The organism is Gordonia sp. DT101 (assembly GCF_049844895.1).
Lineage (GTDB): Bacteria > Actinomycetota > Actinomycetes > Mycobacteriales > Mycobacteriaceae > Gordonia.
Map to the genome: position 1 here is coordinate 519,922 of NZ_JBNCLX010000003.1, position 25,185 is coordinate 545,106.

At 66.9% G+C, this 25,185-nt stretch carries 22 protein-coding genes; 1 reads left to right on the plus strand and 21 read right to left on the minus strand.

Going from position 1 to position 25,185, the window contains the following annotated elements; genetic code table 11:
- Window positions 1–84: 84 nt before the first annotated feature.
- A complete protein-coding gene (locus tag ACLQ3I_RS13725; protein WP_425788729.1) occupies window positions 85–819 on the minus strand; it encodes a DUF4190 domain-containing protein in 735 nt (244 codons plus the stop codon).
- Between the two features lie 123 nt (window positions 820–942).
- Between ACLQ3I_RS13725 and ACLQ3I_RS13730 the strand changes: the two genes are divergently transcribed.
- A complete protein-coding gene (locus tag ACLQ3I_RS13730; RefSeq protein ID WP_425802459.1) occupies window positions 943–1,890 on the plus strand; it encodes an AEC family transporter in 948 nt (315 codons plus the stop codon).
- A gap of 1 nt (window position 1,891) precedes the next feature.
- Here ACLQ3I_RS13730 and ACLQ3I_RS13735 read toward each other — a convergent pair whose 3' ends face one another.
- From ACLQ3I_RS13735 to ACLQ3I_RS13830, 20 genes are all read right to left on the minus strand, one after another.
- Window positions 1,892–2,533 (minus strand): DUF1707 SHOCT-like domain-containing protein, encoded by a 642-nt coding sequence (locus ACLQ3I_RS13735; RefSeq protein ID WP_425788733.1) that lies wholly within the window; start codon window positions 2,531–2,533, stop codon window positions 1,892–1,894.
- Between the two features lie 111 nt (window positions 2,534–2,644).
- A complete protein-coding gene (locus ACLQ3I_RS13740; protein ID WP_425802461.1) occupies window positions 2,645–4,642 on the minus strand; it encodes a VWA domain-containing protein in 1,998 nt (665 codons plus the stop codon).
- Window positions 4,643–4,673: 31 nt separating this feature from the next.
- Window positions 4,674–6,119, minus strand: a complete 1,446-nt coding sequence (locus ACLQ3I_RS13745) for a sigma 54-interacting transcriptional regulator (protein ID WP_425802464.1) — start codon at window positions 6,117–6,119, stop codon at window positions 4,674–4,676.
- A gap of 21 nt (window positions 6,120–6,140) precedes the next feature.
- On the minus strand, window positions 6,141–6,725 hold the full coding sequence (locus tag ACLQ3I_RS13750; RefSeq protein ID WP_425802466.1) for a TIGR03086 family protein: 585 nt from the start codon (window positions 6,723–6,725) through the stop codon (window positions 6,141–6,143).
- 5 nt (window positions 6,726–6,730) lie between these two features.
- Window positions 6,731–7,225 (minus strand): SRPBCC family protein, encoded by a 495-nt coding sequence (locus tag ACLQ3I_RS13755; protein WP_425788741.1) that lies wholly within the window; start codon window positions 7,223–7,225, stop codon window positions 6,731–6,733.
- Window positions 7,222–7,599 (minus strand): ArsR/SmtB family transcription factor, encoded by a 378-nt coding sequence (locus ACLQ3I_RS13760; RefSeq protein WP_425788742.1) that lies wholly within the window; start codon window positions 7,597–7,599, stop codon window positions 7,222–7,224. Before ACLQ3I_RS13760 ends, ACLQ3I_RS13755 begins: the two co-directional genes overlap by 4 nt.
- A 299-nt stretch (window positions 7,600–7,898) precedes the next feature.
- Complete coding sequence (locus ACLQ3I_RS13765; protein WP_425788744.1) at window positions 7,899–8,792, minus strand: TauD/TfdA dioxygenase family protein; 894 nt, start codon at window positions 8,790–8,792, stop codon at window positions 7,899–7,901.
- Window positions 8,793–9,152: 360 nt separating this feature from the next.
- Window positions 9,153–9,374, minus strand: coding sequence for a hypothetical protein (locus ACLQ3I_RS13770; protein WP_425802469.1), 222 nt, complete (start codon window positions 9,372–9,374; stop codon window positions 9,153–9,155).
- The gene (locus ACLQ3I_RS13775; protein WP_425802472.1) at window positions 9,343–10,086 is read right to left on the minus strand and encodes a sulfite exporter TauE/SafE family protein; all 744 of its coding nucleotides are present in this window, start codon (window positions 10,084–10,086) and stop codon (window positions 9,343–9,345) included. Before ACLQ3I_RS13775 ends, ACLQ3I_RS13770 begins: the two co-directional genes overlap by 32 nt.
- Before the next feature lie 12 nt (window positions 10,087–10,098).
- On the minus strand, window positions 10,099–11,676 hold the full coding sequence (purH, locus tag ACLQ3I_RS13780; RefSeq protein ID WP_425788748.1) for a bifunctional phosphoribosylaminoimidazolecarboxamide formyltransferase/IMP cyclohydrolase: 1,578 nt from the start codon (window positions 11,674–11,676) through the stop codon (window positions 10,099–10,101).
- A complete protein-coding gene (purN, locus tag ACLQ3I_RS13785) occupies window positions 11,673–12,251 on the minus strand; it encodes a phosphoribosylglycinamide formyltransferase (protein ID WP_425790455.1) in 579 nt (192 codons plus the stop codon). The genes purH and purN overlap by 4 nt, the downstream gene beginning before the upstream one ends.
- 119 nt (window positions 12,252–12,370) lie before the next feature.
- Entirely contained in the window at window positions 12,371–13,882 is a 1,512-nt protein-coding gene (locus ACLQ3I_RS13790) for a DUF6350 family protein (RefSeq protein WP_425802474.1), read from the minus strand.
- 163 nt (window positions 13,883–14,045) lie between these two features.
- The gene (locus ACLQ3I_RS13795; protein WP_425802477.1) at window positions 14,046–15,083 is read right to left on the minus strand and encodes a hypothetical protein; all 1,038 of its coding nucleotides are present in this window, start codon (window positions 15,081–15,083) and stop codon (window positions 14,046–14,048) included.
- Window positions 15,084–15,215: 132 nt separating this feature from the next.
- A complete protein-coding gene (locus ACLQ3I_RS13800) occupies window positions 15,216–17,198 on the minus strand; it encodes an acetoacetate--CoA ligase (protein WP_425790457.1) in 1,983 nt (660 codons plus the stop codon).
- Between the two features lie 50 nt (window positions 17,199–17,248).
- The gene (locus ACLQ3I_RS13805; protein ID WP_425802480.1) at window positions 17,249–18,904 is read right to left on the minus strand and encodes an AMP-binding protein; all 1,656 of its coding nucleotides are present in this window, start codon (window positions 18,902–18,904) and stop codon (window positions 17,249–17,251) included.
- A gap of 43 nt (window positions 18,905–18,947) precedes the next feature.
- Window positions 18,948–19,847 carry an HpcH/HpaI aldolase/citrate lyase family protein gene (locus ACLQ3I_RS13810; RefSeq protein WP_425788755.1) on the minus strand — a complete coding sequence of 300 codons (900 nt, stop codon included), beginning with the start codon at window positions 19,845–19,847 and terminating at the stop codon, window positions 18,948–18,950.
- A gap of 2 nt (window positions 19,848–19,849) precedes the next feature.
- On the minus strand, window positions 19,850–20,350 hold the full coding sequence (locus tag ACLQ3I_RS13815; protein WP_425788757.1) for a MaoC family dehydratase: 501 nt from the start codon (window positions 20,348–20,350) through the stop codon (window positions 19,850–19,852).
- Window positions 20,347–21,492, minus strand: a complete 1,146-nt coding sequence (locus ACLQ3I_RS13820; RefSeq protein ID WP_425802482.1) for an acyl-CoA dehydrogenase family protein — start codon at window positions 21,490–21,492, stop codon at window positions 20,347–20,349. Before ACLQ3I_RS13820 ends, ACLQ3I_RS13815 begins: the two co-directional genes overlap by 4 nt.
- A complete protein-coding gene (locus ACLQ3I_RS13825) occupies window positions 21,492–23,603 on the minus strand; it encodes an acetyl/propionyl/methylcrotonyl-CoA carboxylase subunit alpha (RefSeq protein WP_425802484.1) in 2,112 nt (703 codons plus the stop codon). Before ACLQ3I_RS13825 ends, ACLQ3I_RS13820 begins: the two co-directional genes overlap by 1 nt.
- Window positions 23,560–25,176 (minus strand): carboxyl transferase domain-containing protein, encoded by a 1,617-nt coding sequence (locus tag ACLQ3I_RS13830; protein WP_425802486.1) that lies wholly within the window; start codon window positions 25,174–25,176, stop codon window positions 23,560–23,562. The genes ACLQ3I_RS13825 and ACLQ3I_RS13830 overlap by 44 nt, the downstream gene beginning before the upstream one ends.
- Window positions 25,177–25,185 lie beyond the last annotated feature (9 nt).

A 25,185-nucleotide genomic window follows, 5' to 3' on the forward strand; every position in this document is an offset into this window, starting at 1 on the left:
CTTTCGAGCCGGTCAGGCGCGGCACACAACCTCCCCAGACTACCGGCCCGTGGCCCAAGCTCCAAAACGTCGTCCCTGCCGGGTCTACGACGACGTGGCGAACGCTCCGGCGATCAGCACGATCAGCACGATCAGCAGGACGATCACCACCAACGCGATGGAGATCCATCCGAGGATGAGTCCGGCCTTGGCCATGCCCTCGCCGTCCTGAGTTCCCGCCGATGCCTCGATCTCGTCGCGGGCCGAGTTGCCCAGGATCACCGCCACCACACCGAGCACACCGGGACAGACGAGAAACGATCCGATACCGCAGATCAGCGCCGCGATCGCCTTTCCGTTGGTCTGACGCATCCCCGGATAGCCCGCACCATAAGGTGCGCCGTAGTGAGGTGCCGTCCCGTACTGAGGTGCCGTCCCGTACTGAGGTGCGGTGCCGTATTGCGGAGCAGCACCGTATTGGGGTGCCGCACCGTATTGGGGTGCAGCGCCGTACTGCGGGGCGGACCCGTACTGGGGTGCTGTGCCGTATTGGGGTGCCGTGCCGTACTGGGGTGCCGTGCCGTACTGGGGTGCCGTGCCGTACTGGGGTGCTGTGCCGTACTGCGGGGCGGAGCCATACTCGGGAGTCGTCCCGTACTGAGATTCCGTCCCGTACTGAGGGCCCGTCCCGTACGACTGCCAGCCCTCGGAATGGGTCGTCGGCGACTCCGGCTGTGGGGCCTGGTCGGCGGCCGGTGACCGATCGGTCACCGGCTCGTTCTGGTCACCTGCCGCGCGATCGTCCTGTGGATTCTGGGGGCCGTCGGTCGGATTCGTCATCGAATGGTCCTTTCCACGATCCCCAGCGTATGCGAACGGATGGGTGATCCGATCGCGTCGTCGACCGATGCCGGTCCCGCACCTGTGAACGTCGCCTCGAACACGGTGAATACACTCGGCCCGGTGTCAGGAGTGGTCTCGGGCTTCACCGTCATCTTCATCATGGTGGGGATCGGCTACATCCTCGGCCGCACCCGCGTGCTCGGAGACAGTGCCCACGAGGTGTTGTCCCGGCTCGTCTTCTTCGTGTGCACACCCGCCCTGCTGTTCCACTCGCTGATCACGTCGGACCTGTCCGTCATCTTTTCGACGACGCTGGTCATCGCAGGTGGCAGCGCACTCGCCATCGGCGTTATCTACGTCGTGGTCGCACGGCTCTGGATTCGCAGTGAGATCCCCGAACTCGCGATCGGCGGCCTCGCGTCGTCGTACGTGAACAGCGTGAACCTCGGACTCCCGATCGCCATCTTCGTCCTCGACGACGCGTCGTTCATCGCCCCGCTCCTGCTGTTCCAGATCCTGGTGTACTCGCCGATGGCACTGATCACCCTCGACCTCACGGTCTCCGATCCGGCCACCGGGACCTCACCGCGCACGTCCACGCTCCGAGATGCCGTGGCCGCGCCCCTGACCAACCCGATCGTTGTCGGCGGCGTGGCCGGACTGGTGATCTCCGCGGTCGGCTGGATGCCGCCGGCCGCGGTCATGGAGCCGATGAAGATGCTGGGCAACGCGTCGGTGCCGGGCGCCCTGCTCGCGTTCGGATTGTCGTTGACCGGGGTCGCCGTCTTCAAGAAGGGCCAGAGCCCGCGCCGGGCGATCGCGTTGGCCTCGGTCCTCAAGGTGGTCGCGATGCCCGCGCTGGTCTATGTCGTGGCCCGGTGGGGATTCGGCGAAACGGGCCATCAGTTGTTCGCCCAGGTGGTGATCGCCGCTCTGCCGACGGCCCAGAATGTGCTCGTCTACGCGACCCGGTATCGACGTGCGCAGATCATGGCTCGCGACACCGCATTGATCACCACGTTGGCGTCCATTCCCGCGATCGGGATCATCGCCTTTCTGCTCGCCTGAACTACGACGGTGTCCGCTGCTTGCGGTCCTTGCGCTTGACCTCGACGCCACCCATCAGCGCGAACCCGACGACCCGGACGGTCGGCGCACCCGGCATACCCGGCCCCGTCGCGCGGCCACCGAATCCGCCCATGATCGGCCACCCGTTGACCTCGACGCCGACGTCGGGCGGCACGGTGATGTCGACGGACCCCATGATCGCGGTGCAGCGGATGGTGAGGACCGCAGCGGTGAACTCGGCGTCCCGGAGGTCGATCTCCACGGCGCCCATGATCGCGGTGGCGGTGATGCTGTCCGCGACGACGACGGTGCCCTTGATCTCGGCGGCCGACATCAGCGCGAATCGGTGTGCCACCGGCGAGCGACCCGAGCCCGTGACGACCCGACTGACAGAGGGTTCACCGACGAAGGGCATCGGCACTCCGAGCTGACCGACCGGTAGATCGTCGGTGAGCTCGTCGAGCTCACCGAAAGTCTTGGCCGTAACGGCTTTCCCGGCACGCTCCTCGTATTCGGCGGGCGAGAGGCTGCCACCGGCCATCGCGGCGGACAGGATCTGGTGCACGAGTTCACGATCGGTGTCGGCGGCCCGCAGACGGGCTCGGCGGTCGTCGGGGGCCGGTAGATCCTCGGGGGTTGTCACAGGGTTCGAGCCTAGTGGGCGCACTTCGGCGCGACCACCCTGATTTCCGTCGGTCGCCCTACTTCACAGACACCCAGGAAACCCTGATCCGCCACCCTGAGAAGCTCCGATTCATCGTCGATGACCGCGCCGCGATCGCAGGTAGTCCCCGACCACCGCGGCGCCGAGTCCGTCGACGTCCGGCGCGATCACACGCCCACCGATCCGCCGGGCGATCTGATCCATGAAATGTGCCAGACCGGGATCCTCGCCGAGCCGGAAGAACGTCACCTGGGCTCCGAGCCGCGACACGTGGTCGAGTTCGCGGACGGTGACCGCGATCGTCTGTGGGTGTGGCGGATAGAAGAAGAACGGTTCGCCGCTGGGATCGAGGTGCGCGGTCGGTTCACCGTCGGTGACGACGAGGACCACCGGTTGCGCATTCGGGAACCTGCGGAGGTGACGCTGGGCGAGCAGCAGGGCGTGATGCAGGTTGGTCCCCTGTTCCATCCGCGGCTGCAGCCCGGTCAGCTCGGCGATGTCGATGGACCTGGCATACCTGCCGAATGCGATCAGATGCAGTTCGTCGCTGCGGAAGCGGGTGGAGATCAGGTGATTGAGCGCGATGGCCGTGCGCTTCATGGGCGTCCACCTGCCCTCCATCTCCATCGAGAACGAGGTGTCCACCAGCAGCACGACGGCAGCCTGGGTACGGGCCTCTGTCTCGGCGACCTCCACGTCACGGACGTCGATACGCACGCCACCGCGGGCCATCTCCGCCGACATCAACGACGGCTCGTCACTCTCCGAAACGGTGCGCAACACCGCGTTCGAGACCGTGCGGGTCACGTCCCAGGGGTCGGTGTCGCCGAACTCCCATTCGCGTGACGCCCCCGTCGGCTCGCCGAGGGCACCCGTTCGGCGGGTCTGCCGATCTCCGCGCCCCGATAGTTGCTCGGCGATGTCGCGGAAGATCGACTGTCCGAGCTGCCGCATCGCCTTGGGGCTCAGCCGCAATTGTCCGTCGGAGGTGCGATCGAAGAATCCCTCCTCGGACAAGGCCTTCTCCAGCTCGGCGAGGCGCTGCGCGTCGACCGCCGCCTCGTCGCCGAGCTGGCGGGCGAGGGCATCGAGGTCGAGGTCATCCATCTGGGCACCGGCGTACTGCTGGGACAACTGCTCGCTGAGGGCCTCCAGCTCGGAGATGTCGCGTAACGCGGCCGCCCCCTGCCCCAGCCCCATCTGCTGGTCCCCCGAGAACGACTGCGCGTTGTCCCAGTCGAGACCCGGCCGCGCCTCGCGCAGTGCCGAATCCATCTGCGCCAGCTGGCTCATGAGTTCCGGCGATCCGAAGGCCTGCTGGGCGAGCTGATCCAGTTCCGCGCGCTGTTCGGGTGTGAGCGAGTTGTAGAACTGCTGGGCCGCGGCCGCACGCTGCGCCAGCGAATCGATGAGTTCGGATGTGTTACTCGGGTTCTCCGGAAAGAAGTCCCCGTGCTTGTCCATGAACTCGTTGAACTGATCTGTGGTGTCCGCACCGCGGTTATGCGCATCGAGCAGCTCGTTGAGATCGGAGAGCATCTCCGAGACACGTTGCCGGTCCTGCTCATTCGCGCCTTCGAGGGCATCTTTCATCCCCTCGAAACGCTGGTCGAGGAGTTCCCGCCCGAGCAGATCCTTGATCTTCTCGTAGTCCTCGCGTGCCTGCTGGCTGCGCCAATCGTATTCCGACAGTTCCTCGACGGCCTGCGCGGTCGACGGCGGGAGACTGCCGATCTGCATCTCCTTGAACCGCGCGTCGTCGTCGAGGTCGCGCGCGAGTTGCTTGCGTTCCTCGAGGACCGCACGGTCGAGCAGTTCGCGGATCTCGGCGAAGGTACCGTCGAGATTCCGCTGCTTCAGCAACTCCTGACGACGGCGTTCGGCCTGCTCGCGGAGCTTGTCCAGCCCCCGCATGTCGGCCGAGCCGCGGCGCAGGAACTCCCGCAGGGCGCGCTGTGGCGAAGTGCCTGCCATGACGTCGTCGCCGATGTCCCGCAACGCTTCCCGAAGATCGACCGGCGGCGCCAGCGGGTCCGGGCCGCCGGCGTACCGCTGATACCGTGATCGATGGAAACTCTTGTGCACCATGGTGTTCGGCTCCCGTTTCCAGCTGTCGAACTCAGCCGTAGATCGTCTGCCCGGTCTCGTCGGCTTCCTTGCCGATCCGCCGGGCGAGGAAGAGACCTTCCAGCGCCAGTTCGATCGCGCTGGCGCGTTCGCTGTCGACCTCCGCATCGAGGCGAGCGGCGATGTCGTCGAGGACCGCGGACGTGGTCTCCGGGTCGGGGATCGATCCGAGCAGATCGGCGGCAGTGACGCGGTCTCCGGTCACCACGGGTTCACCGTTCTCCAGTGCGTCGACCAGCGGGGCCATGTCGATGCCGCCGAGATGTGCGCGCACGGTGTCGGCGACCGATTTACGCATCAGGTGTTCAAGGATCTCGAGTTCGCGCCCCTCTTCCCCGGACTCGAACTCGATCTTGCCGCGCAGCACCTCGATCACCGACTCCAGGTCGACAACTCGTGCTACCGCCACGTCCTCCCCCGTCACCGTCGCGCGATGGAGTGCAGCGGCAGCGACCGTCTCCGCCCCTGCGATCGAGAAGCGCGCGGAGACACCCGAGCGTTGATCGATCGACGGATGATCGCGTGCGTAGCGGGTGAACCGCGCGAGGATCTCGGTGATGAAGGTCGGGACTGTCGCGGTGAGGTCGGCCTCCTGCTCGATGACGGCGATCTCGTCGTCGAGTTCCAGGGGGTAGTGCGTCCGGATCTCGGCGCCGAATCGGTCCTTGAGCGGTGTGATGATGCGGCCGCGGTTGGTGTAGTCCTCCGGGTTCGCACTGGCCATCACGAGGACGTCGAGCGGTAGCCGCAGCGTGTAGCCACGGACCTGGATGTCACGCTCCTCCATGACGTTCAGCATCGACACCTGGATGCGCTCGGCGAGGTCGGGGAGCTCATTGATGGCGACGATGCCGCGATGGGACCGTGGGATCAGACCGAAGTGGATGGTCTCCGGATCGCCCAGGCTGCGCCCCTCGGCCACCTTCATCGGATCGATGTCGCCGACCAGGTCGGCGACCGAGGTATCGGGGGTGGCGAGCTTCTCGGCGTAACGCTGGCTGCGATGGCGCCATTCGATCGGCAGATCGTCGAGCAGGTTGGCCGCCTTGCGGATGGATCCCGGGGTGATCGGCTCGTAGGGGTGCTCGCCGAGTTCGGAACCGGTGATGACCGGAGTCCACTCGTCGAGCAGGCCGACCAGCGTTCGCAGGATGCGGGTCTTGCCCTGACCGCGTTCACCTAGCATCACCACGTCGTGTCCGGCGATCAACGCCCGCTCGAGTTGTGGGATCACGGTCCCCTCGAACCCGACGATGCCGGGCCAGGGATCGCGACCCGCACGCAACGCGCTCAGCAGGTTGTTGCGGATCTCGTCGCGCACACTGCGCTGGATGTGGCCACTCGCGCGCAGCTCACCCAGCGTTCGGGGCGACGGGTGATGGGTTTCGGTGGTCTGGGAGGTATGTGTGGTGAAGTTCTCCTCTGGCACCCGATCCACGGTACTCCGCGGTGTACGCGGTCACCTCGGCGAAGGTGGGGACCACTCCGGATCGCGGCCGATGAACCCGACGAGCCGGCTCACCGGGTCTGCGTCATCCGCCACCGCCACCGCCTGCCCATACTGACCCGACGCCCGCAGCATCTCCTCGATCCCGACCATCCCCGAGCGCAGGTGCTCGGCGAACGCCGGGTCCAGTGCCGGCGCATGGCCGGCCGATGCCGCGAGATCCCACGTGTGCATGTAGACGTCGGCGGTGTAGAACTGGTCGATCGCGGCGGCCAACCGGTGTTCACCGGCCATCGGATGGGTGAAGGTGTCGTCGGCGGACGGGCCGTCGAGCAACGCCTGAACGGCTGCCGCATGCGCCTTCCACGCGGCCGACGGATCGTCGGCGACCGGCGGCCCTGCCGGCAGTTCCACACCTCCCCCGGCGAGGAAACCGGGGAACCACTCGACGAGGTGGGCGACGACATCACGTGCCACCCATCCGTCGACCGGCGTCGGCGCATCCCAATCCGAGACGTCGGAGATCTGCGCGTCGAAGCCGTCGGCGACGGCACGGTGGCGCTCGGCCGGGGAGAGCCCGACGATCGACTCGGCCACCGGACTCACACCTCACCTGACGTGAGCAGGTTCTCGAGTGCGTCGTATCCCTCGTTGACGCCGACCTCCATGCCCGATGCGAGCCATCCGTCGCGCGCCTCGAAGCTGTCGCACAGCGACTGGGCATGCAGACGTGTCGTGCCATCGCCGAGGTCCTCGAACCACAGGGTCTCGAGGGCCACCTGGTCCGGCATCCCCTCGAAGGTGAAGGTCTGCACCACCTTGTCGTCGGAGACCGAGTGGAAACATCCCCGGAAGCCGAACTGCTCGCCGTCGCGCTCGGACACGTATCGCCAGCTGCCCCCGTCACGGACATCCCAGTCGATGATCCGACTACTGATCGAGCTCGGCCCAACCCACCGGACGAACAGCTCGGGATCGGTGTGCGCCTTCATCAGCTGGGCGGGGGTACCGCGGAAATCGCGGGTGATCCGGATGATCGGGACCTCCTTGTCGGCCTCGATCGCGGCCTCCGGATAACGGGTCTGTACTGCGCTCATGATGCCTTTCCTCTCCGTCGTGGTCTCTTCTCCTCGCGACGTTGCGCCGCGGGGCCGTCGTTCATGTCCGCGAGCAGGGCATCGAGTCGCTGATAGCGCTCTTCGGCCTGCCTGCGATAACGCTCGATCCACTTGGTCATGAGGTCGAACACCTCCGCTTCCAGATGGACCGGGCGGGTCTGCGCCTCCCGGGTACGGGTCACCAGACCGGCCTCCTCGAGCACCTTCAGATGCTTCGACACCGCCTGGACGCTGACGTCGTACGGGTCGGCGAGCTGACTCACCGTCGCATCGGAAACCGCCAACCGCGCCACCATGTCGCGCCGGGTCGGATCCGCGAGAGCGGCGAACACTTTTGACAGCTCGTCGGCCACCTGACCCCTCCTCAACCGTTTGGTTGAATACAACCTTGCGCGCTGCTGTCGTCATTGTCAACCGTTTCGTTGAATACGAATCCGGCACCGGCGGGGTAAGGCGGAGCCCAATACCTGACGGCCGAGTAGGGCGGAGCGCCAGCGGAGCCACCACCTGCCGGCCGAGTAGGGCGGAGCGCCAGCGGAGCCCGTATCGAGGCCACGCTCGTGATCTCGATACCCGCCCTCGGCCGGCGCCTCGGCCGCTACTCGATCAGCAGAATGACGCGCGTCGTTATCCGACCATGAGGAGCGAAGGGTCAGGCGGGACCGATGGGCTCGTCGCCCCGCAGTGTGATCCGATGCATCACACGGCGGATGTCGCCGTAGTCGCGGTTCGCGTAATGCAAGGTGTTGCGGTTGTCCCAGAGGACGACGTCGCCCAGACGCCACCGGTGCCGAACGATGTGCTCGGGCTTCGTCATGTGGGCATAGAGGAGATCCAGGATCCCGCGGCTCTCCGCATCGGAGACCCCGTCGATATGCGAGGTGAACCCCGGATTGACGAACAACGACTTGCGGCCGGTCTCCGGGTGGATACGCACCACCGGATGAGTGACCGGCACGAGTTCGGTGACTTCCGCTCCGTCCCAGGTATTTCCGCGACCGCCACGACGCTGCTCGAGGTAGTAGCCGAACGCACGGTTGCCGTCGTGCACCGCGGTCAGCGAATCGGCCAGGCGGCGCACCGGCTCCGACAGCGACTCGTATGCCATCTCTGCGTCGGCCCAATTCGTGTCGCCTCCGTTGCGTGGCAACACGACCGGCCGAAGAATGGAACCCATCGGAGGACGTGGCATGAACGTGACGTCGGTGTGCCAGACGTCGGCGAAACCGTCGTCGGCGCTGTCGAGCGAGTAGACCTCACCCGGAACATCACCGCTGTTCCAAACCGGATGCCCGAAGGTGAGATCCCCCAGCCGACGGCCGAACTCGATGTGCTCGGCATCGTCGATCTGCTGGTCGCGCAGGACGATCACCTTGTAGTCGATCAGAGCGCGACGGAGGGCGACGATCTGGTCGTCGGAGGCGGATGCGATGTTCATGCCGCGGATCTCGGCACCGAAGGACGGACCGAGCTCATCGATGTCGAACTCGACACCTGCGGAAAGAGTGTCAGTGATGCCGGAGGACGGGGTGATGGAGAGAGTCATGGATGGTCCTTCTCGGATCGCGCTGGTTGGGATGGGCTCCGTCATCTCCCGGAGGCGACCCATGATGCGATCCGTCCGACCAGTTCATCCGGTGGACCCCCGTTCGTCGCGACCTTCCCCGATCCGGCAGGAGTCACGAGGTGTGCGCGGACGGACCACACGACACCTGCATCGAGTGTCGGCGGGCCGGGCGCGGTGGAGGTCACCTCATCTTTGTAGTGAACAGACGCAGGTCTGCCCAGGGTTTGTCGCACGCTGAGCGAAAGGGGGCTCAGGCCCTCCCCGCCGACAGCAACGCGTTCTGGCCGACAGCAACGCGTTCTGCACCGAGGGCACCGGCGGAATGGCCGAAACCCGCGGTCAGGGTCGAGTCGGCGCCACGCTGTCGCCGCCGAGCAGGTTGCTGCCGGCGCAGAATCGGTTGCTGCCGGCGCAGAATCGGTTGCTGTCGGTGGAATATCGGTTGCTCTCGGCGGGGATGCGGTTGCCGTCGGCGGGGATGCCGTTGCTGTCGGCGAGATTTGGGTTGCTGTCGGCGGGGGCGGCGTGCTCAGCGGACGGCGAGCCAGACGGCGAGGGCAAGTCCCCCGACGGCGACTGCGACCCGCAACGGCTCGGCCGGCAGCCGCTTGACCACCGGCGGTCCGCACCAGCCACCGATCAGGCAGCCGATGGCCATCGCCAGTGCCGCCCACCAGTCCACCGGCCCGAAGATCATGAACCCGATGGCCGCGACGGTGTTCGCGATGCCCAGGAACAACGACTTCGACAGCGCCGCACGCCACAACGGCTCGCTGGTGAGCACGAGCATCAGGGCGAGCACCATGATTCCCGCCCCGGCACCGAAATAGCCTCCATAGACGGAGATGATCACCAGCGAGATCAGCCACACCCATGGCCGGTCCTGGTGGCTGGTCGCCCAGCGCCGGAGAATGGGCTGACACAACAGCGCGACCGCTGCGAGGGCCACCAGGAACGGCACGATGGCCTCGAACGCTCCGGGCGGGGTGAGCAAGAGGATCACTGCGCCGATCGTGCCGCCGATGAGCGATGCGATGGCCCCGCCGATCAGGCGGCGCCGGTCACCGTCGAGGAGGACCCGGCCGGACTGGGATGTGCTCCCGATGCCGACCGCCACCAACGACACCGTGTTCGTGACGTTCGCCGCTATCGGGCTGAGCCCCACCGCGAGCAGGGCCGGGTAGCTGACCACCGATGCCAGGCCGGTGATGTAACCGATCAGTCCGGCCCCGAACCCGGCGAGGATCAGGAACGCGAACTCGACCGGGCTCACAGATGCACGGACTCAGTGTGCGAAATGTCGTGCGCCCGTGAGGTACAACGTGACACCGGCCTCCGAGGCCGCCTCGATCACCTCGTTGTCGCGGATGGATCCGCCGGGCTGGACCACTGCGCGGACCCCGCCCGCGATGAGCACCTGCAATCCGTCGGGGAACGGGAAGAAGGCGTCCGACGCCGCCACGCTGCCGGTTGCCCGGTCGCCGGCGCGCGTGATGGCGAGGTGGGCGGAGTCGACCCGATTGACCTGACCCATCCCGACGCCGACCGACGCACCGCCGTGGGCCAGCAGGATCGCGTTGGATTTCACCGACCGGCAGGCCCGCCAGGCGAATTCGAGATCGGCGAGCGTCGCGGGCTCGGCCGGGGCACCGGCGGCCAGGGTCCAGTTCGACGGGTCATCGCCGTCGGCGTCGAGGACGTCGCGTTGCTGCATGAGGAGGCCACCCGAGACCGGCTTGGTCTCCAGTCCCGCGCGCTGCGGCGCCGGTGCGGTCAGGACCCGGATGTTCTTCTTGCGGGTCAACACCGACAGCGCGCCGTCCGCGAAGCCTGGGGCGATGATGACCTCGGTGAAGATCTCCGCGACCTGTTCGGCCATTGCCACGGTGATCTCGCGATTGGCGGCGATCACACCGCCGTATGCGCTCACGGGATCGCACGCGTGGGCCTTGCGATGAGCTTCGGCGATGTCCTCGCCGACCGCGATCCCGCATGGATTGGCATGCTTGATGATCGCGACCGCGGGGGCGTCGAAGTCATGTGCGCTACGCCATGCGGCATCGGCATCGGTGTAGTTGTTGTAGCTCATCTCCTTGCCGTGCAACTGCTCCGCGGATGCGAGTCCGCCACCGGCTTCGCTGAGATAGATAGCCGCAGCCTGATGCGGATTCTCGCCGTAGCGCAACAACGACGACCGGTTCCAGGTCGCGCCGACCCAATCCGGGAAGATCTCGGAGTCCGCGGACGGTGCCACCACGCTGGACATCCACGATGCGACCGCGACGTCATAATCGGCGGTATGACGGAACGCCTTGGCCGCCAGCGCCTTACGATCGTCAAGTGTGAAACCGCCGGCCGACAGCGCATCCTGCACCACGGCGTAGTCACCGGGGTTCACCACGACGGCGACCGTCGGGTGATTCTTGGCCGCACCGCGGACCATCGAGGGTCCGCCGATGTCGATCTGCTCGACGCACTCGTCCGGTCCCGCTCCCGACGCGACGGTCTCGGTGAACGGATACAGGTTGACGATGACCAGATCGAACGCCGCGATACCGAGATCGGCGAGTTGGTCGACGTGGCTCTGCTTGCGGCTGTCCGCGAGGATCCCGGCATGCACCATCGGATGCAGCGTCTTGACCCGTCCGTCCAGGCACTCGGGGAACCCGGTCAGTGTCGACACCTCGACCACTGGGACCCCGGCGTCGGCAATCGTTTTCGCCGTGGAACCGGTGGACACGATCTCGACGCCGGCACCGTGCAGCGTCGACGCGAGGTCGGGGAGACCGGTCTTGTCGTAGACACTGACCAGTGCGCGGCGGATCGGGCGGCGGGCGCTGCCGGCGGGGCTCTGTGCGTTCACGGGATATCGGCCTTTCGTCCGTCGATCACTACACCTTTGGTGACGAGTGCGGTCACCACGTCGGCGAGCAACACACGCTCGACCGATTTGATTCGTTCATGCAGGGTGTCCGCGGTGTCGGTCGCTCGCACCGGCACGGGCTCCTGCGCGAGGATCGGCCCGGTGTCCACGCCTGCATCCACCAGATGAACGGTGGCACCTGTCACTTTCACGCCGTGGGCAAGGGCGTCCGCGACCCCGTGTGCGCCAGGGAAGGACGGCAGCAGCGCCGGGTGGGAGTTCACGATGCGACCGCCGAATCGGGAGAGGAACGCCGGCCCAAGGATTTTCATGAATCCGGCGGTCACCACCCACGCGGGGTCGTGGTCGGCGACCAACTCGGTCAAGCGGGCATCCCAAGCGGCACGGTCGGGATGATCGGCGAGTCGGTTATCCACCAGGGGGACGTCGTGGGCGGCGGCGATGTCCGCAGCTCGGCACTTCCGGTCCACCACGAGGGCCACGATTCGGAACGGCGCACCCTGATCCACCCGCGCCAGCAACGATTCCAGCAGCGAACCGGTGCCCGATGCCATCACCACGACGGGTACGCGAACCGCAGGCACGGGGGGCTCTGCGGGGACTGCGTTCACATCTGGGAGCCTAGTGGGCGGCCTGAATGCCCGGGTCGTCGGGGCGGTACGGTCGTGCGGCGTCAGCGCGGGTCGCCGGAGTATTCGACGTCCTCGTCCGAGGTGGCCACGCTCTCGTGGTCGTCGGCTACGTCGAACTCGTCGGCCGACGCGGCGACGTCCCACTCGTCGTCATCCGTGTGTTCGTCGTCCTTGTGGCTGTGGTCCGGGTCGTCGTCGGACCAGGCGGCACCGTCGGCCCCGTCATCCGCGTTCTCCCAGCCCTCGTGCTCCCAGTCGTCGTACTCCCAGTGCTCATCGCCGTCGTCGTCCGCGGTGAGGTAGTCGTCCTCGTAACCGAGGTCATCGCCGTCGAAGTACTCGTCATCGACGTCGAGCATCTCGCGCGCGGCGCGAGTCGACGGAAGGGTTCCATAAACCAGCGCGACCACCATGCCGCTGACGGCCAGCCAGCCGAGTGTGAAAACGCCCGCGGTGGGCAGGGTGACGCCGACGTCGCCGAACTCGCCGAGCGCACCACCCGCCATCGAGCACAGAACCACCATCGTCGATGCGGCAACCGCACTGGCGACCGCCACGGACCGCACATTCGCCAGCGGATCGATGTCGCGGCATCGCCACGCCACGAGCAGGGCGATCGACGCCGGGATCACGAAGCCGAGGATCCCGAGCATGCCTGCGCCATCCTCGGGCAGCACGCCGAGTACCGGCAGCGGAGGCACCGGGCCCCCGTGGACGTCGAGCAGATCAACAGTGGCGCCCCCGACATGGACATCGGACCCGACGAGCACCGCCGCGGCCCCGATGACCGCGTTGGGCAGGTACAGCACCGACAACGCGGTGAGTCCGAGGTAGCCGTCAAAATCACTGCCTCCGCCGATCAGGTCACCGACGATCCCCCATCGCATGACCATCCGGATCACGACGAGGGCAGCCGCACAGGTGAGCAGCGCGGTGACGGCGAACCCTCCCAGCCGCACACCGCGCCGAACTGCGGGCGTGATCCCGAAGCGCTCATAGCATTCGTGCCGACGCTGCCACACGATCCCGAGCGTGGCCGCTGCGGCGTGGATGCCGGCCGTATAGCCGAACGCGGTCAACGCGGCCGGACTCTGCAACGGGAAGACCGACGATCCGTCCATCACGACCGCGAGCGACAGAGCGGTCATCAGCAATGGACCACCCATCGCGGAGAACACGACCGCTACCAGCTCGGATGCCGGCCGCTCCGGACCGCTCGCCGATGCAGCCATCCGTGCGGTTCCGGCGGCCACCGCAATCGTCGGCAGCAGCGGGAGCACGCCGACCGTGACGCCACTCATCGTCAGCGGGACCTGATGGACGGCGAGCCAGATCGCACCGACCGCGGTTGCCAGCCCGTCGAGCCCGCTCCCCGCCGACAGCAACACGGTCAGGACCACCACCGCAGACACCAGCATCGTGACGACCGGAACGGCGAACGCGACGACGACGAGCTCACGTGCGGACCCGTCGGGCATCGCCCGTTGGGCACGGCTCAGCTGCCGCATCTGACGCAGACGCGACGCGAGGTTGTCAGCTGTTGGCGAGGGCATCGCCATGAGCGTGACACGACACAACCGTCACGCCCGGCAGACGCGCCGCGTCAACCCCAGAAAGCGACACGCGTCGCAGGCGTCGCAGGCCGATGTCCTCCGTGACACCGCGGCGCCCCGCCGACATTGTCGACGGGGCGCCGGATGATGCGGTGCCGGAGGGTCAGTGACCGCTCGACTGATCCGGCCTGTTGAGCTTGGTGGTGGCTTCCGAACCGCTCTCGCCGGCTTGGGCGGACCGCTCGGGGGTATAGCCGGCCGACGCCCCGGCCTCGGATGCGCCGACCGTCGGGCTGTAGCCCGACGGCGAAGACGTCGGCGACGACGGCACCTGGGTGTACGCGGACGGATCGTATGTGGGCTGCTGCGCGGTGGCCGCTCCGTAGGCGCTGGTCTGTGCATCGCCGTAGGCGGCCGACGACGGGGCCTGGGCCGGGACGTGAGTGGTCGGAGAAGCGGCGTCGGCCGACGCCGCGGTCCCACCGGTCCCGCCGACTGCCGGCGCCACCTTGACCAGGTCCAACACGATCGACAGCCAGACCACGGCAAGCGCGGCCACGATCAGCGACAGCACGAGCTGGGTGTAGTCGATTCCCGAGTTGGCGATGAACTCCGATCCGCGAGACGCCGTGTGGATCACCGCGAAGATATCCGTGATCGCCGTCCCGACCGCGGCCGCCGCGATCACGGGCACGAAGAACTTCGTCTCGATCTTCGGATGCAACGTCAGCACGGCGAGCAGTGCGATGAACGCCATGTACGGCAGGTAGGCACCGAGGTTCCAGAAGCTGACGATCGCGTCGACACCGGCGACCGCGGCAACCGCGATGGCGAGCAACTGGCCGACGTTGGCCGGCAGCCCCTGGCCCTGCGGTTTCGGTGCCGCCGGGGAACCGTATTGCCCGTAGCCCTGCGGGTTCTGCTGCTGCCCGTAATTCTGTGGGTACTGCTGCTGGCCGTAATTCTGTGGGTACTGCTGCTGCCCGTAATTCTGCGGGTACTGCTGCTGGCCGTAATTCTGCGGGTACTGCTGACCGTAGGTCGGCTGCTGGCCGTAGCCCTGCTGGCCCTGTCCCTGCTGGTCGTACCCCGGCTGCCCGTAGCCCGCACCTTCCTGGTGGCCGGACTGTGAGTAGCCGCCGTACTGCCCGTAACCCTGCTGGCCGTAACCCTGCTGGCCGGATCCCGGTTGGTAGGTCATCGCATCTCCTGCTCAGTCGTCTCTGCCCCCGCGGTGAGCGCATGTGCCGGGCCCCACGCTAGTACATGTTTTTCGATGCCCCCATGACCTGGGATTCGCCGCACTGCGCGATGTGCCGATGACCTGCACCTTCTACCAGCGATGGACGCTCCCCTGATTCGCGTACCACTCGATCAGGCCGTAGTCGTCCACGGATTTCGGGTCGATGCTGACGTCCGCTCGCCCCGCCAGAATCCCGGTCACCGGCACCTCGAGTTTCTTGCCGGTCCGGGTGTGCGGGATTCCCGGCGCCTCGATCACCTCGTCGGGCACGTGACGCGGTGACAACCTGGTCCGAACCTCCGACGCGATGTGCGAGATCAACCGATCGTCCAGGCTCGCGCCGGGCACGAGGGTGATGAACAACGGCATCCAGTACGCACCGCGCGGGCCGTCCACGCCGAGGACAAAGGCTTCGGCGACCTCGTCGATTCCCTCGACCACCTCGTAGATGTCGGCCGATCCCATCCGGATGCCGTGCCGGTTCAGGGTGGCATCGCTGCGGCCGTGGATGACCATTGATCCGCGATCGGTCACCGTCACCCAGTCGCCGTGCCGCCAGACCGGCTCGGGCGGCGGAGATGCCCACTCGTGCGTGAAGTACGCACTGCGGTAACGCGCGCCGCCGGGATCGTTCCAGAACGACACGGGCATCGAGGGCATGGGTGCGGTGACGACCATCTCCCCGACCTCGTCGATCAGCGATGTGCGATCGGGCGCCCAACTCTCCAGCGCCACTCCGAGGTATCGAACCGAGAGCTCACCCGCGACGACCGGGACACCGACCGAACCACCGGCGAATGCGGTGACCACGTCGGTCCCCCCACTGATGGACGAGATCGGCAAACCTGGCTTCACGTTGTCGTCGACCCAGGTGAACAAGTCGGCGGCGAGAGTGGATCCGGTGCTGCCGAGGGTTCGCAGGGCGGAGAGGTCGTGATCCCGGCCGGGACGCAGCGCCGCCTTGCGCGAGGCCTGCAGCTGCCCGGGGCTGGTACCGAAGTAGGTGACCCCTTCGGATTCGACGATCTGCCAGAGCCGGTCCGCATCGGGGTGCAGTGGTGATCCGCTGTAGCAGATGATCCTGGTGCCACAGAGCAATCCGGCAACCTGAAAATTCCACATCATCCAACTGAGTGCGGTCTGCCAGAAGAAGACGTCGTCGGGCCCCAGGTCTCCGTGCAGTCCCGCCGCTTTGAGATGTTCGACCACCACACCACCGTGGCCATGGACGATGCCCTTCGGCTTACCGGTCGTGCCGGAGCTGAACAAGACCCACAGTGGGTGGTCGAACGGCACCGATGCCGGCTCGAATGGCTCACCCGGGGCGGCCACTGCCTCCGCGTAGTCGATGCGCCGAGGCGGCGCCGCATCCGGCGGTGTGGAGGTACCGCCGCCGGGAACGCCACCGCCGACGGGCGGCGCGACGACGATGTGCGCGAGCAACTCGGGCAGGAGATCTGCCAATCCTGCGCTGTCGGCTGTCTTGTCGATGGTCTTGCCGTTGTAGCGGTAACCCGCAGCGGTGACGAGAACCTTCGGGTGCAGTTGTGCGAGCCGGCCCGCGGCCCCCTCCGGCGCGTAGTCCTGTCCGCAGCCCGACCAGATCGCACCGACATACGCGGTGCCGAGAAAGGCGACCACGGCCTCGGGGATGTCGGGCAGATAGGCGGCCACCACATCACCGACGCCGACACCGAGATCGGTCAGGGTCCTCGCGAACCCGGTCACCTGTTCGGACAGTTCCGACCACGCGACCTCGGTCCGTCCGCCGTCCTCGTCGACGCCGACGATCGCCGCGCCCGGCCGGTCTGCGTGCCGCAGGATCGCGGACACGTAGTTGAGTCGCACCCTCGGAAACCATTGCGCGCCTGGCATATCACGGCTCGCCAACACGTCGGCATCGTCGGCGGGCGACTGCCCATCCGTCGTGACGGCGACGGCATCGAGGTCGTAGAAGTCCCAGACCGCGCGCCAGAACTGAGCCGGCTCGTCGACGGACCACTGCCACAACGCTGCGTAGTCGGTGAGGTCACGACCGGACCGCTCCCCCGCCGCCGCGGCAAACGAATCGATGTACGTCGTCCGGGACGTGCCCTGCTGGGAAGTGCTCTGCTGGGAATCGCTCACGTGTCCTCGCTCGCCTCGTCTCGCAGTCCGAGTATGTCGACTGCCTCGGCACGCATCTGTACCTTGCGCACCTTGCCTGTCACCGTCATCGGGAATTCCTTGACCACATGCACGTATCGGGGGATCTTGTGCCGAGCGATCTTGCCCGCCGCAAAGGCGTGCAGGTCGTCCTTCGTGAAATCGGTTGCGCCGTCGCGCAATCGCACCCAGGCCATCAGCTCCTCGCCGTACTTGTCGTCGGGGACACCGATGACCTGCGCATCGAGGATGTCCGGATGGGTGTAGAGGAATTCCTCGATCTCCCGGGGGTAGACGTTCTCGCCGCCGCGGATCACCATGTCCTTGATCCGGCCGGTGATCCGGACGTACCCGCTGTCGTCCATCACGGCGAGGTCGCCGGTGTGCATCCATCCCTCGGCGTCCAGGGCATCGGCGGTCTTCTCCGGCTCGTTCCAGTAGCCCTTCATCACCGAGTACCCCTTGGTGCAGAACTCGCCGGTCTCGCCACGCTGCAACGTGTCTCCGGAGCCCGGGTCGACGACCTTGACCTCGAGGTGCGGCCCGACCCGACCGACCGTGCCGACCCGCAGTTCGAGCGTGTCGTCGACGCGGGTCTGGGTGGACACCGGCGAGGTCTCGGTCATGCCGTAGCAGATGGACACCTCGCTCATGTGCATCCGCTCGACGACCTGACGCATCACATGTTCCGGGCACGGCGAGCCGGCCATGACGCCGGTCCGCAGACTCGACAGGTCGAAACCTGCTGCCCCGCCGGTGTCGTCGAGGAGGGCGAGCTCCGCGATGAACATCGTCGGCACGCCGTAGAGGCTCGTACAGCGATACTCCGACACCGCGGCCAGGGTGGCCGCCGGGTCGAAGGCCGGTGCCGGGATGACCATGGCCGCGCCGTGACTGGTGGCCGCAAGGTTGCCCATCACCATGCCGAAGCAGTGGTAGAACGGCACGGGCAGGCAGATCCGATCGGCCTCGGTGTAGTCGAGCAGCTCGCCCACGAGGTAGCCGTTGTTACCGATGTTGCGATGAGACAGCGTGGCACCCTTGGGGAATCCGGTGGTGCCCGAGGTGTACTGGATGTTGATGGGATCGTCCGGCGCCAGCGATCCGGCAATCTCCGTGACCCGGGCGGCCTCGGCCGGGGTGGGCTCGGCGAGCAGCGCGGCCCATTCCGCGGACTCGAAGAGGATCACCTCGCGGAGCTCTGGACAGTTGGGACGGGCGGCCGCGAGCATCGCCGCGTATCCGGAACCCTTGAACCGTTCGGCCGCGATGACGACGTTGGTTCCCGACTGGGCGAGCGCGTACTCGATCTCGTTCTGCCGATATGCGGGGTTGAGGTTGACCAGGATCGCGCCGATCTCGGCTGTCGCGTACTGGGTCAGCACCCACTCGAACCGGTTGGGCGACCAGAGGCCGACCCGGTCACCGGGGTTCACCCCGGTGCGGACGAGTCCTGCGGCCACGGCGCGCACATCGTGGAGGAACTCCGTATACGTCCATTGTCGCCCGGCTGCGGCATCGATGAGCGCGACGTTGTCGCCGAACGTCGACGCCGTTCGTGCCAACGTCGCGCCGATCGTCTCGGTCAGCAGATCCGGGCTGTCCTCGCCCCGCGAATATGCCGGTTCGGTCATGATCGGGCTCCGATTCCTTCTGGGCCGCGTCAGCGGCAGTTTCTCATTGGTGCTCGGTGGTCGGTGTGTCACCGCGCTGGGCGTCGCCCTGGGTGGCGATGGCCCTCGCCAGGACCACCTCGGCCTGCCGCAACACCGGGCCGTCGATCATGTGTCCGTCGATGCTGAACACCCCGCCCTGGTACTCGGCGGATCCCTCCACCACGCGCTGCGCCCATCGGACTTCCTCTTCCGACGGCCGATAACCGTCGCGGATGTAGGGCACCTGCGATGGGTGGATGCACGCGGTCGCGGTGTATCCCAGCGCAACCGCGTCACGCACCTCGGCGATCAGCCCGGCGACGTCGGGAATGTCGAGGTGGACCGAGTCCACCGCGAACTTGCCATGGGCCGCGGCCGCGATCCTCGTCGACGATCGGACCCACCTGGCCACGTCCCGATAGGAGCCAGGCCGCTCCTCATCTGGTCCGAACCGGCTCGACTTGCCGCCCAGACCGGCGACGAGATCCTCGGCACCCCACATCAGCCCGATACAGTTCAGCGCAGCGGCGATCTCATGGGCACGGGTCGCGCCCAGTGGCGTCTCGATGAGCGCGACGGTCTGCAGCGCGGTGTCGATGATGGAGTCGACGTCCTCGGCCTTGGCCTGCATGACGACCCGGTAATTGGTGTCGCCGATGGCCGCGAGGTCGCGACGGTAGTCGCCCGTGCCGGCCGGGTTGATCCGGACGATCGTTCGACCGGGGTCGAGTGGGTTGGCGACGAGCGCCTCTCGGGCAGCCACGCGGTTCTCCGGCGAGACGGCGTCCTCGAGGTCGAGGATCACCACGTCCGCCCGATCGAGCGCCTTCTGATACCGCTCGGGACGATCCGCCGGACAGAAGAGCATGGCGGGTCCCGGGGGTGTCCAGGCGTTGATCAACTGCGGGCTGTCGAAATTCATCACTACTCCACTGGCTTCTTTCGCACCAGCGTGGCCCGTGCGGCGCGCGCAACGACCTCGCCGTGCTGATTGCGTCCGATGTGGGTCAAGTTCACCACGCCCTCGCCGGGTCGCGACTTCGATTCCCGCCTACCCGTGCACTCGGTCTCGGCGTATAGGGTGTCACCCGCGAACAACGGCGCCGGGAAGGCGACCTCGCTGAAGCCGAGATTGGCGACGAGTGTGCCCTGGGTCAGCTGCGACACCGACAGACCGACGATGGTCGACAACGTGAACATCGAATTGATCAGCCGCTGACCACCGAAACCGGGCTGCTGCGCCGACCACGCCGCGTCGAGGTGGAGGGCCTGAGTGTTCATCGTGAGCGTGGTGAACAGGACGTTGTCCGCCTCGGTGACCGTGCGGCCGGGCCGATGCTCGTACACGGTTCCTTCCGCGAACTCGTCGAACCACAGGCCCCGTTGGACGATGCGGACCGGATCCTCGACGCGCTCCCGGCTCATGCGAACCCCAGTTCCCGTGCGATCAGCATCAACTGGACCTCGGTGGTGCCCTCGCCGATCTCCAGGATCTTGGAGTCCCGGTAATGCCGGGCCACGGGGTATTCGTTCATGAATCCGTAGCCACCATGGATCTGGGTGGCCATCCGCGCATTGTCCATCGCCGCCTCGCTGGCGACCATCTTGGCGATCGAGGCCTCTTTCTTGAACGGCTTACCGGCCAGCATCTTCGCCGCCGCGTCGTAGTAGGCGGTGCGGGCGACGTACGCACGAGCCTCCATCCGCGCGATCGCGAACGACACCGACTGGTATTCGCCGATCGGTTTCCCGAAGGACTGGCGCTCCTTCGCATACTTCACACTCTCGTCCACGCAGCCCTGCGCGACACCGGTGGACAGTGCGGCGATTGCGATCCGCCCCTCGTCGAGGATCGAGAGGAAGTTGGCGTAGCCACGGCCACGCTCACCCAGGAGATTCTCGGTGGGCACCCGCGCGTCGATGAATGTCAGCGGATGCGTGTCCGAGGCATTCCACCCGACCTTGTTGTACGCCGGTTCGGCAGTGAATCCCGCAGTGTCGGACGGGACGATGATCGTCGAGATCTCTTTGCGCCCGTTCTCTTTCGTGCCGGTCACGGCGGTCACCGTGACCAACGATGTGATGTCGGTTCCGGAATTCGTGATGAATTGCTTGCCGCCGTTGATGATCCACGAGTCACCGTCGTCCTTCGCGGTGGTCGCGGTGGCTCCGGCGTCGGAACCCGCGCCCGGCTCGGTGAGACCGAATCCCGCGAGTGCACGGCCGGAGGTGAGGTCGGGCAGCCATTGTTGCTTCTGCGCCTCGGTGCCGAACCGGTGGATCGGCATCGCTCCCAGGCTCACCCCTGCCTCGAGTGTGATGGCGACGGACTGATCGATCTTGCCGAGTTCCTCGAGAGCCAGCGCGAGGGCGAAGTAGTCGCCACCCATGCCGCCGTACTCCTCGTCGAACGGCAGCCCGAACAGCCCCATCTGACCCATCTGCGCGACGACCTCGTAGGGAAAGCTGTGTTCCTCATCGTGTTTCGCCGAGACGGGCGCCACGACGGACCGGGCGAAGTCGCGGACGCTGTGGACGAGGTCGGTGTACTCCTGACTGAGTTCCATCAGTTCTCCTTGTTGATCGAATCGCTCGCGGCGGACTCCACATGTGCGAGTGTCTGGCCGGCCGCCACCTTGTCGCCGACCCTCGCCGAGACGGCCACCACTCCGTCGATCGGAGCGGTGAGCGTGTGTTCCATCTTCATCGCCTCGACGACGACGATCGGGTTGCCCGCCGAGACGGTGTCGCCCGCCTCGGCCCGGACCGCGACCACCGTTCCCGGCATCGGGCTGAGGATCTCGCCGGCGTGCTCGTCGGCTGCTTCGTCGAGCAGCGTTCGGGCGAGGTCGAGCAGCCAGGTCCCCTGCGGACCCGCCACCCACCACGTCCCGTCGACCTCGGCCTTCGACCATGACTGGCTGACCCCGCCGACGATCAGCCGTCGGCTCTCGTTGTCGCCGTTGGTGACCCGACGATATTCGACTGCCGCATGCCAGGGTTTCCGGTCGTCGTCGTCGTACGTCACGGTCGCCTGACCGGCGATCGCATCCGCCGACGCCGACTCCACGTGGATGGCGACGGTGAAATGCTCAGCGCCACTCACCAATCGGGTCACGACGGGCGCGGTCTCGCCGATCCGCCAACCCACCGCGGACTGCCATACGTCTGCGCGGTCGCGGGATCCGATACGCGCGAACCCTGCCAGGACAAGAGCTTCCGGGACGGGATCGGGTACCGAGTAGTCGCGGACGAGTCGGTCGAGCAGTTCGGTGTCGAGCTCCGCGGCGCGGACGGACTGCTGGGCGAGCACGTGTCGACAGAAGTCGATGTTGGTCACCACGCCGAGTACGTGGGTGTGCGCAAGCGCTTGGTCGAGTCGCTCGAGCGCCTCTTCCCGATCTCTGCCGTGCGCGATGATCTTCGCGAGCATCGGATCGTAGTCGCTACCGACCACCAACCCCTCGGTCATCGCCGAGTCGACACGAATCCCGTTGCCCGGATTCGAATCAGGGTGGACGAGGCCTGCGATGGTGCCGCCGGTCGGCAGGAATCCGTGCGCCGGATCCTCTGCATACACTCGCGCCTCGATCGCATGCCCGCTCATCACGAGGTCGTCCTGGACGAGCGTGAGGGTCTCACCCCTCGCCACCCGGATCTGCTGTTCTACCAGGTCGACGCCGGTGACTAGCTCGGTTACCGGGTGTTCCACCTGCAGCCGCGTGTTCATCTCCATGAAGAAGAACGCGTCGGGCCGATGGGCGGAGACGATGAACTCGACCGTGCCCGCACCGGTGTAGCCGACACTGCGCGCGGCGTCGCACGCCGCAGCACCGATCCGGTCACGCGTCTCGTCGTCGAGCAGGGCCGACGGCGCCTCCTCGATCACCTTCTGGTGGCGGCGCTGCAGCGAGCATTCACGTTCTCCGAGATGGATCACGTTGCCGTGCTCGTCGGCGAGGACCTGGACCTCGATATGACGTGGGGTGTCCACGAAATGCTCGAGAAACAGGGAGTCGTCACCGAAGGCGGAGCCGGCCTCTCGGCGCGCGCGTTCGAGGGCAGCAGGCAGGTCCGCGGCGTTCTCCACACGGTGCATGCCCTTACCGCCGCCACCGGCGCTCGGCTTGATCAGTACCGGGAAGCCGACGTCGGGCGCGGCGGCGATCAGGTCGTCGTCGGTCAGACCCGGGCGTGACAGTCCCGGAACCACCGGGACGTCGCGTTCGGTGACCGCGGCTCGGGCGGTGATCTTGTCGCCCATCGTCGCGATGGCATCCACCGGCGGACCGATGAAGACGAGACCCGCACCGGCCAGCGCCGAGGCGAACTTCTGATTCTCCGAGAGGAACCCGTATCCGGGGTGCACGGCGTCGGCGCCGGAGTCCTGCGCCGCGCGCACCACGGCGTCGATGTCGAGGTAGCTCTCGGTCGCAGGCGCCGGCCCGATCCGAACCGCGACGTCGGCCTCCCGGACGTGGCGCGCGTCAGCGTCTGCGTCCGAATAGACGGCGACACTGCGGATGCCCATCCGACGCAGGGTGCCGATCACCCGACAGGCGATCTCGCCGCGGTTGGCGACCAGCACGCTGCGGATCGGCCGAATAGCTGGAGTGTTGTTGTCGGTCACGTGATCACATCCGGAAGACGCCGTAGCGCGGGTCGTCGAGTGGGGCATATCGGCAGGCTTCGAGCGCCAATCCGAGGGTGGTGCGCGTCTGTGCGGGATCGATGATCCCGTCGTCCCACAGCCGGGCAGTCGAGTAGTACGCGTCCGCCTGCCGCTCGAACTGCTCGCGGATCGGCGCCTTGAACGCCTCCTCGTCGTCGGCCGCCCAGTCACCCCCGGATCGTTCGACCTGGTTGCGACGGACCGTGGCCAGCGTGTCGGCCGCCTGCGGGCCGCCCATCACCGAGATGCGAGCGTTGGGCCACATCCACAGGAAACGCGGCGAATACGCACGGCCACACATCGAATAGTTGCCGGCGCCGAACGAGCCGCCGACCATGACGGTCAGCTTGGGTACCCGCGCACAGGCGACGGCGTTGACCATCTTCGCCCCGTTCTTGGCGATGCCGCCCTCCTCGTAGGCGCGTCCGACCATGAAGCCGGTGATGTTCTGCAGGAAGATCAGCGGTATCCGCCGCTGATCGCAGAGCTCGATGAAATGTGCACCCTTGAGCGCGGATTCGCTGAACAACACGCCGTTGTTCGCGACGAAGCCGACCGGGTGACCGTGCACGTGGGCGAAGGCGGTGACCAACGTGGTGCCGTAGTTCGCCTTGAACTCGGTGTATTCTCCGGCGTCACTGAGGATCTCGATGACCTCGCGGACGTCGTAGGGGGTCCGCGAATCGGTCGGGACCACGTCGTAGATATCGGTCTGCGGCCGCTTCGGTTCGCGAGCGGCGATCGTCTCCCACTGCGCCGCATCACGCGGGCCCAGGGTGGCGACGATGTCGCGGACCTTCGCCAGGGCCTGCTCGTCATTGTCGACGAGATGATCGGTGACCCCGGAGATCGACGAGTGCATCGCACCGCCGCCGAGCTCCTCGGCGGTCACGTCCTCACCGGTGGCCGCCTTCACCAGCGGCGGGCCGGCCAAGAAGATCGTGCCCTGATTGCGCACGATGACCGTCTCGTCGCTCATCGCCGGCACGTAGGCGCCGCCGGCCGTCGACGATCCGAGGACCGCGGCGATCTGCGGGATGCCCGCGGCGCTCATTGTCGCCTGGTTGTAGAAGATCCGGCCGAAGTGATCCCGGTCCGGGAACACCTCGTCCTGCTGTAGGAGCATCGCGCCGCCCGAGTCGACGAGGTAGATGCAGGGCAACCGGTTGGCCGCGGCGATCTCTTGTGCGCGCAGGTGCTTCTTCACGGTCATCGGGTAGTAGGTGCCGCCGGAGACCGTCGCGTCGTTGGCGACGATCATGCATTCGCGCCCGGCGACGCGACCCACGCCCGCGACCACACCGGCCGACGGCACGCGGTCGTCGTACATCCCTGTCGCCGCGAGGGGAGCGACCTCGAGGAAGGGTGAACCGACGTCGAGGAGTCCGTCCACCCGATCGCGGGGCAAGAGCTTGCCGCGGGAGATGTGCCGGTCGCGCGCCTTCTCGCCGCCTCCTCGCCGCGCTGCGGCGAGGAGTTCCCCGAGTCGGCCGATGTTGCGGAGATGGGCGACACGGGACCCGACCGGCTCTTCGCCGGACCCGCTCGTGACTTCCGTGCTGAACGTGCTGGTCACCATCGACCTTTC

Excerpts from the sequence above, each read along its gene's own strand:
- ACLQ3I_RS13725 (WP_425788729.1), bottom strand. The coding sequence starts at position 819 with ATGACGAATCCGACCGACGGCCCCCAGAATCCACAGGACGATCGCGCG.
- ACLQ3I_RS13740 (WP_425802461.1), bottom strand. The coding sequence starts at position 4,642 with ATGGTGCACAAGAGTTTCCATCGATCACGGTATCAGCGGTACGCCGGC.
- ACLQ3I_RS13755 (WP_425788741.1), bottom strand. The coding sequence starts at position 7,225 with ATGAGCGCAGTACAGACCCGTTATCCGGAGGCCGCGATCGAGGCCGAC.
- ACLQ3I_RS13765 (WP_425788744.1), bottom strand. The coding sequence starts at position 8,792 with ATGACTCTCTCCATCACCCCGTCCTCCGGCATCACTGACACTCTTTCC.
- purN (WP_425790455.1), bottom strand. The coding sequence starts at position 12,251 with ATGGCATCGGGCACCGGTTCGCTGCTGGAATCGTTGCTGGCGCGGGTG.
- ACLQ3I_RS13790 (WP_425802474.1), bottom strand. The coding sequence starts at position 13,882 with ATGCCCTCGCCAACAGCTGACAACCTCGCGTCGCGTCTGCGTCAGATG.
- ACLQ3I_RS13795 (WP_425802477.1), bottom strand. The coding sequence starts at position 15,083 with ATGACCTACCAACCGGGATCCGGCCAGCAGGGTTACGGCCAGCAGGGT.
- ACLQ3I_RS13805 (WP_425802480.1), bottom strand. The coding sequence starts at position 18,904 with ATGACCGAACCGGCATATTCGCGGGGCGAGGACAGCCCGGATCTGCTG.
- ACLQ3I_RS13810 (WP_425788755.1), bottom strand. The coding sequence starts at position 19,847 with ATGAATTTCGACAGCCCGCAGTTGATCAACGCCTGGACACCCCCGGGA.
- ACLQ3I_RS13815 (WP_425788757.1), bottom strand. The coding sequence starts at position 20,350 with ATGAGCCGGGAGCGCGTCGAGGATCCGGTCCGCATCGTCCAACGGGGC.
- ACLQ3I_RS13820 (WP_425802482.1), bottom strand. The coding sequence starts at position 21,492 with ATGGAACTCAGTCAGGAGTACACCGACCTCGTCCACAGCGTCCGCGAC.
- ACLQ3I_RS13825 (WP_425802484.1), bottom strand. The coding sequence starts at position 23,603 with ATGCCCCACTCGACGACCCGCGCTACGGCGTCTTCCGGATGTGATCAC.
- ACLQ3I_RS13830 (WP_425802486.1), bottom strand. The coding sequence starts at position 25,176 with ATGGTGACCAGCACGTTCAGCACGGAAGTCACGAGCGGGTCCGGCGAA.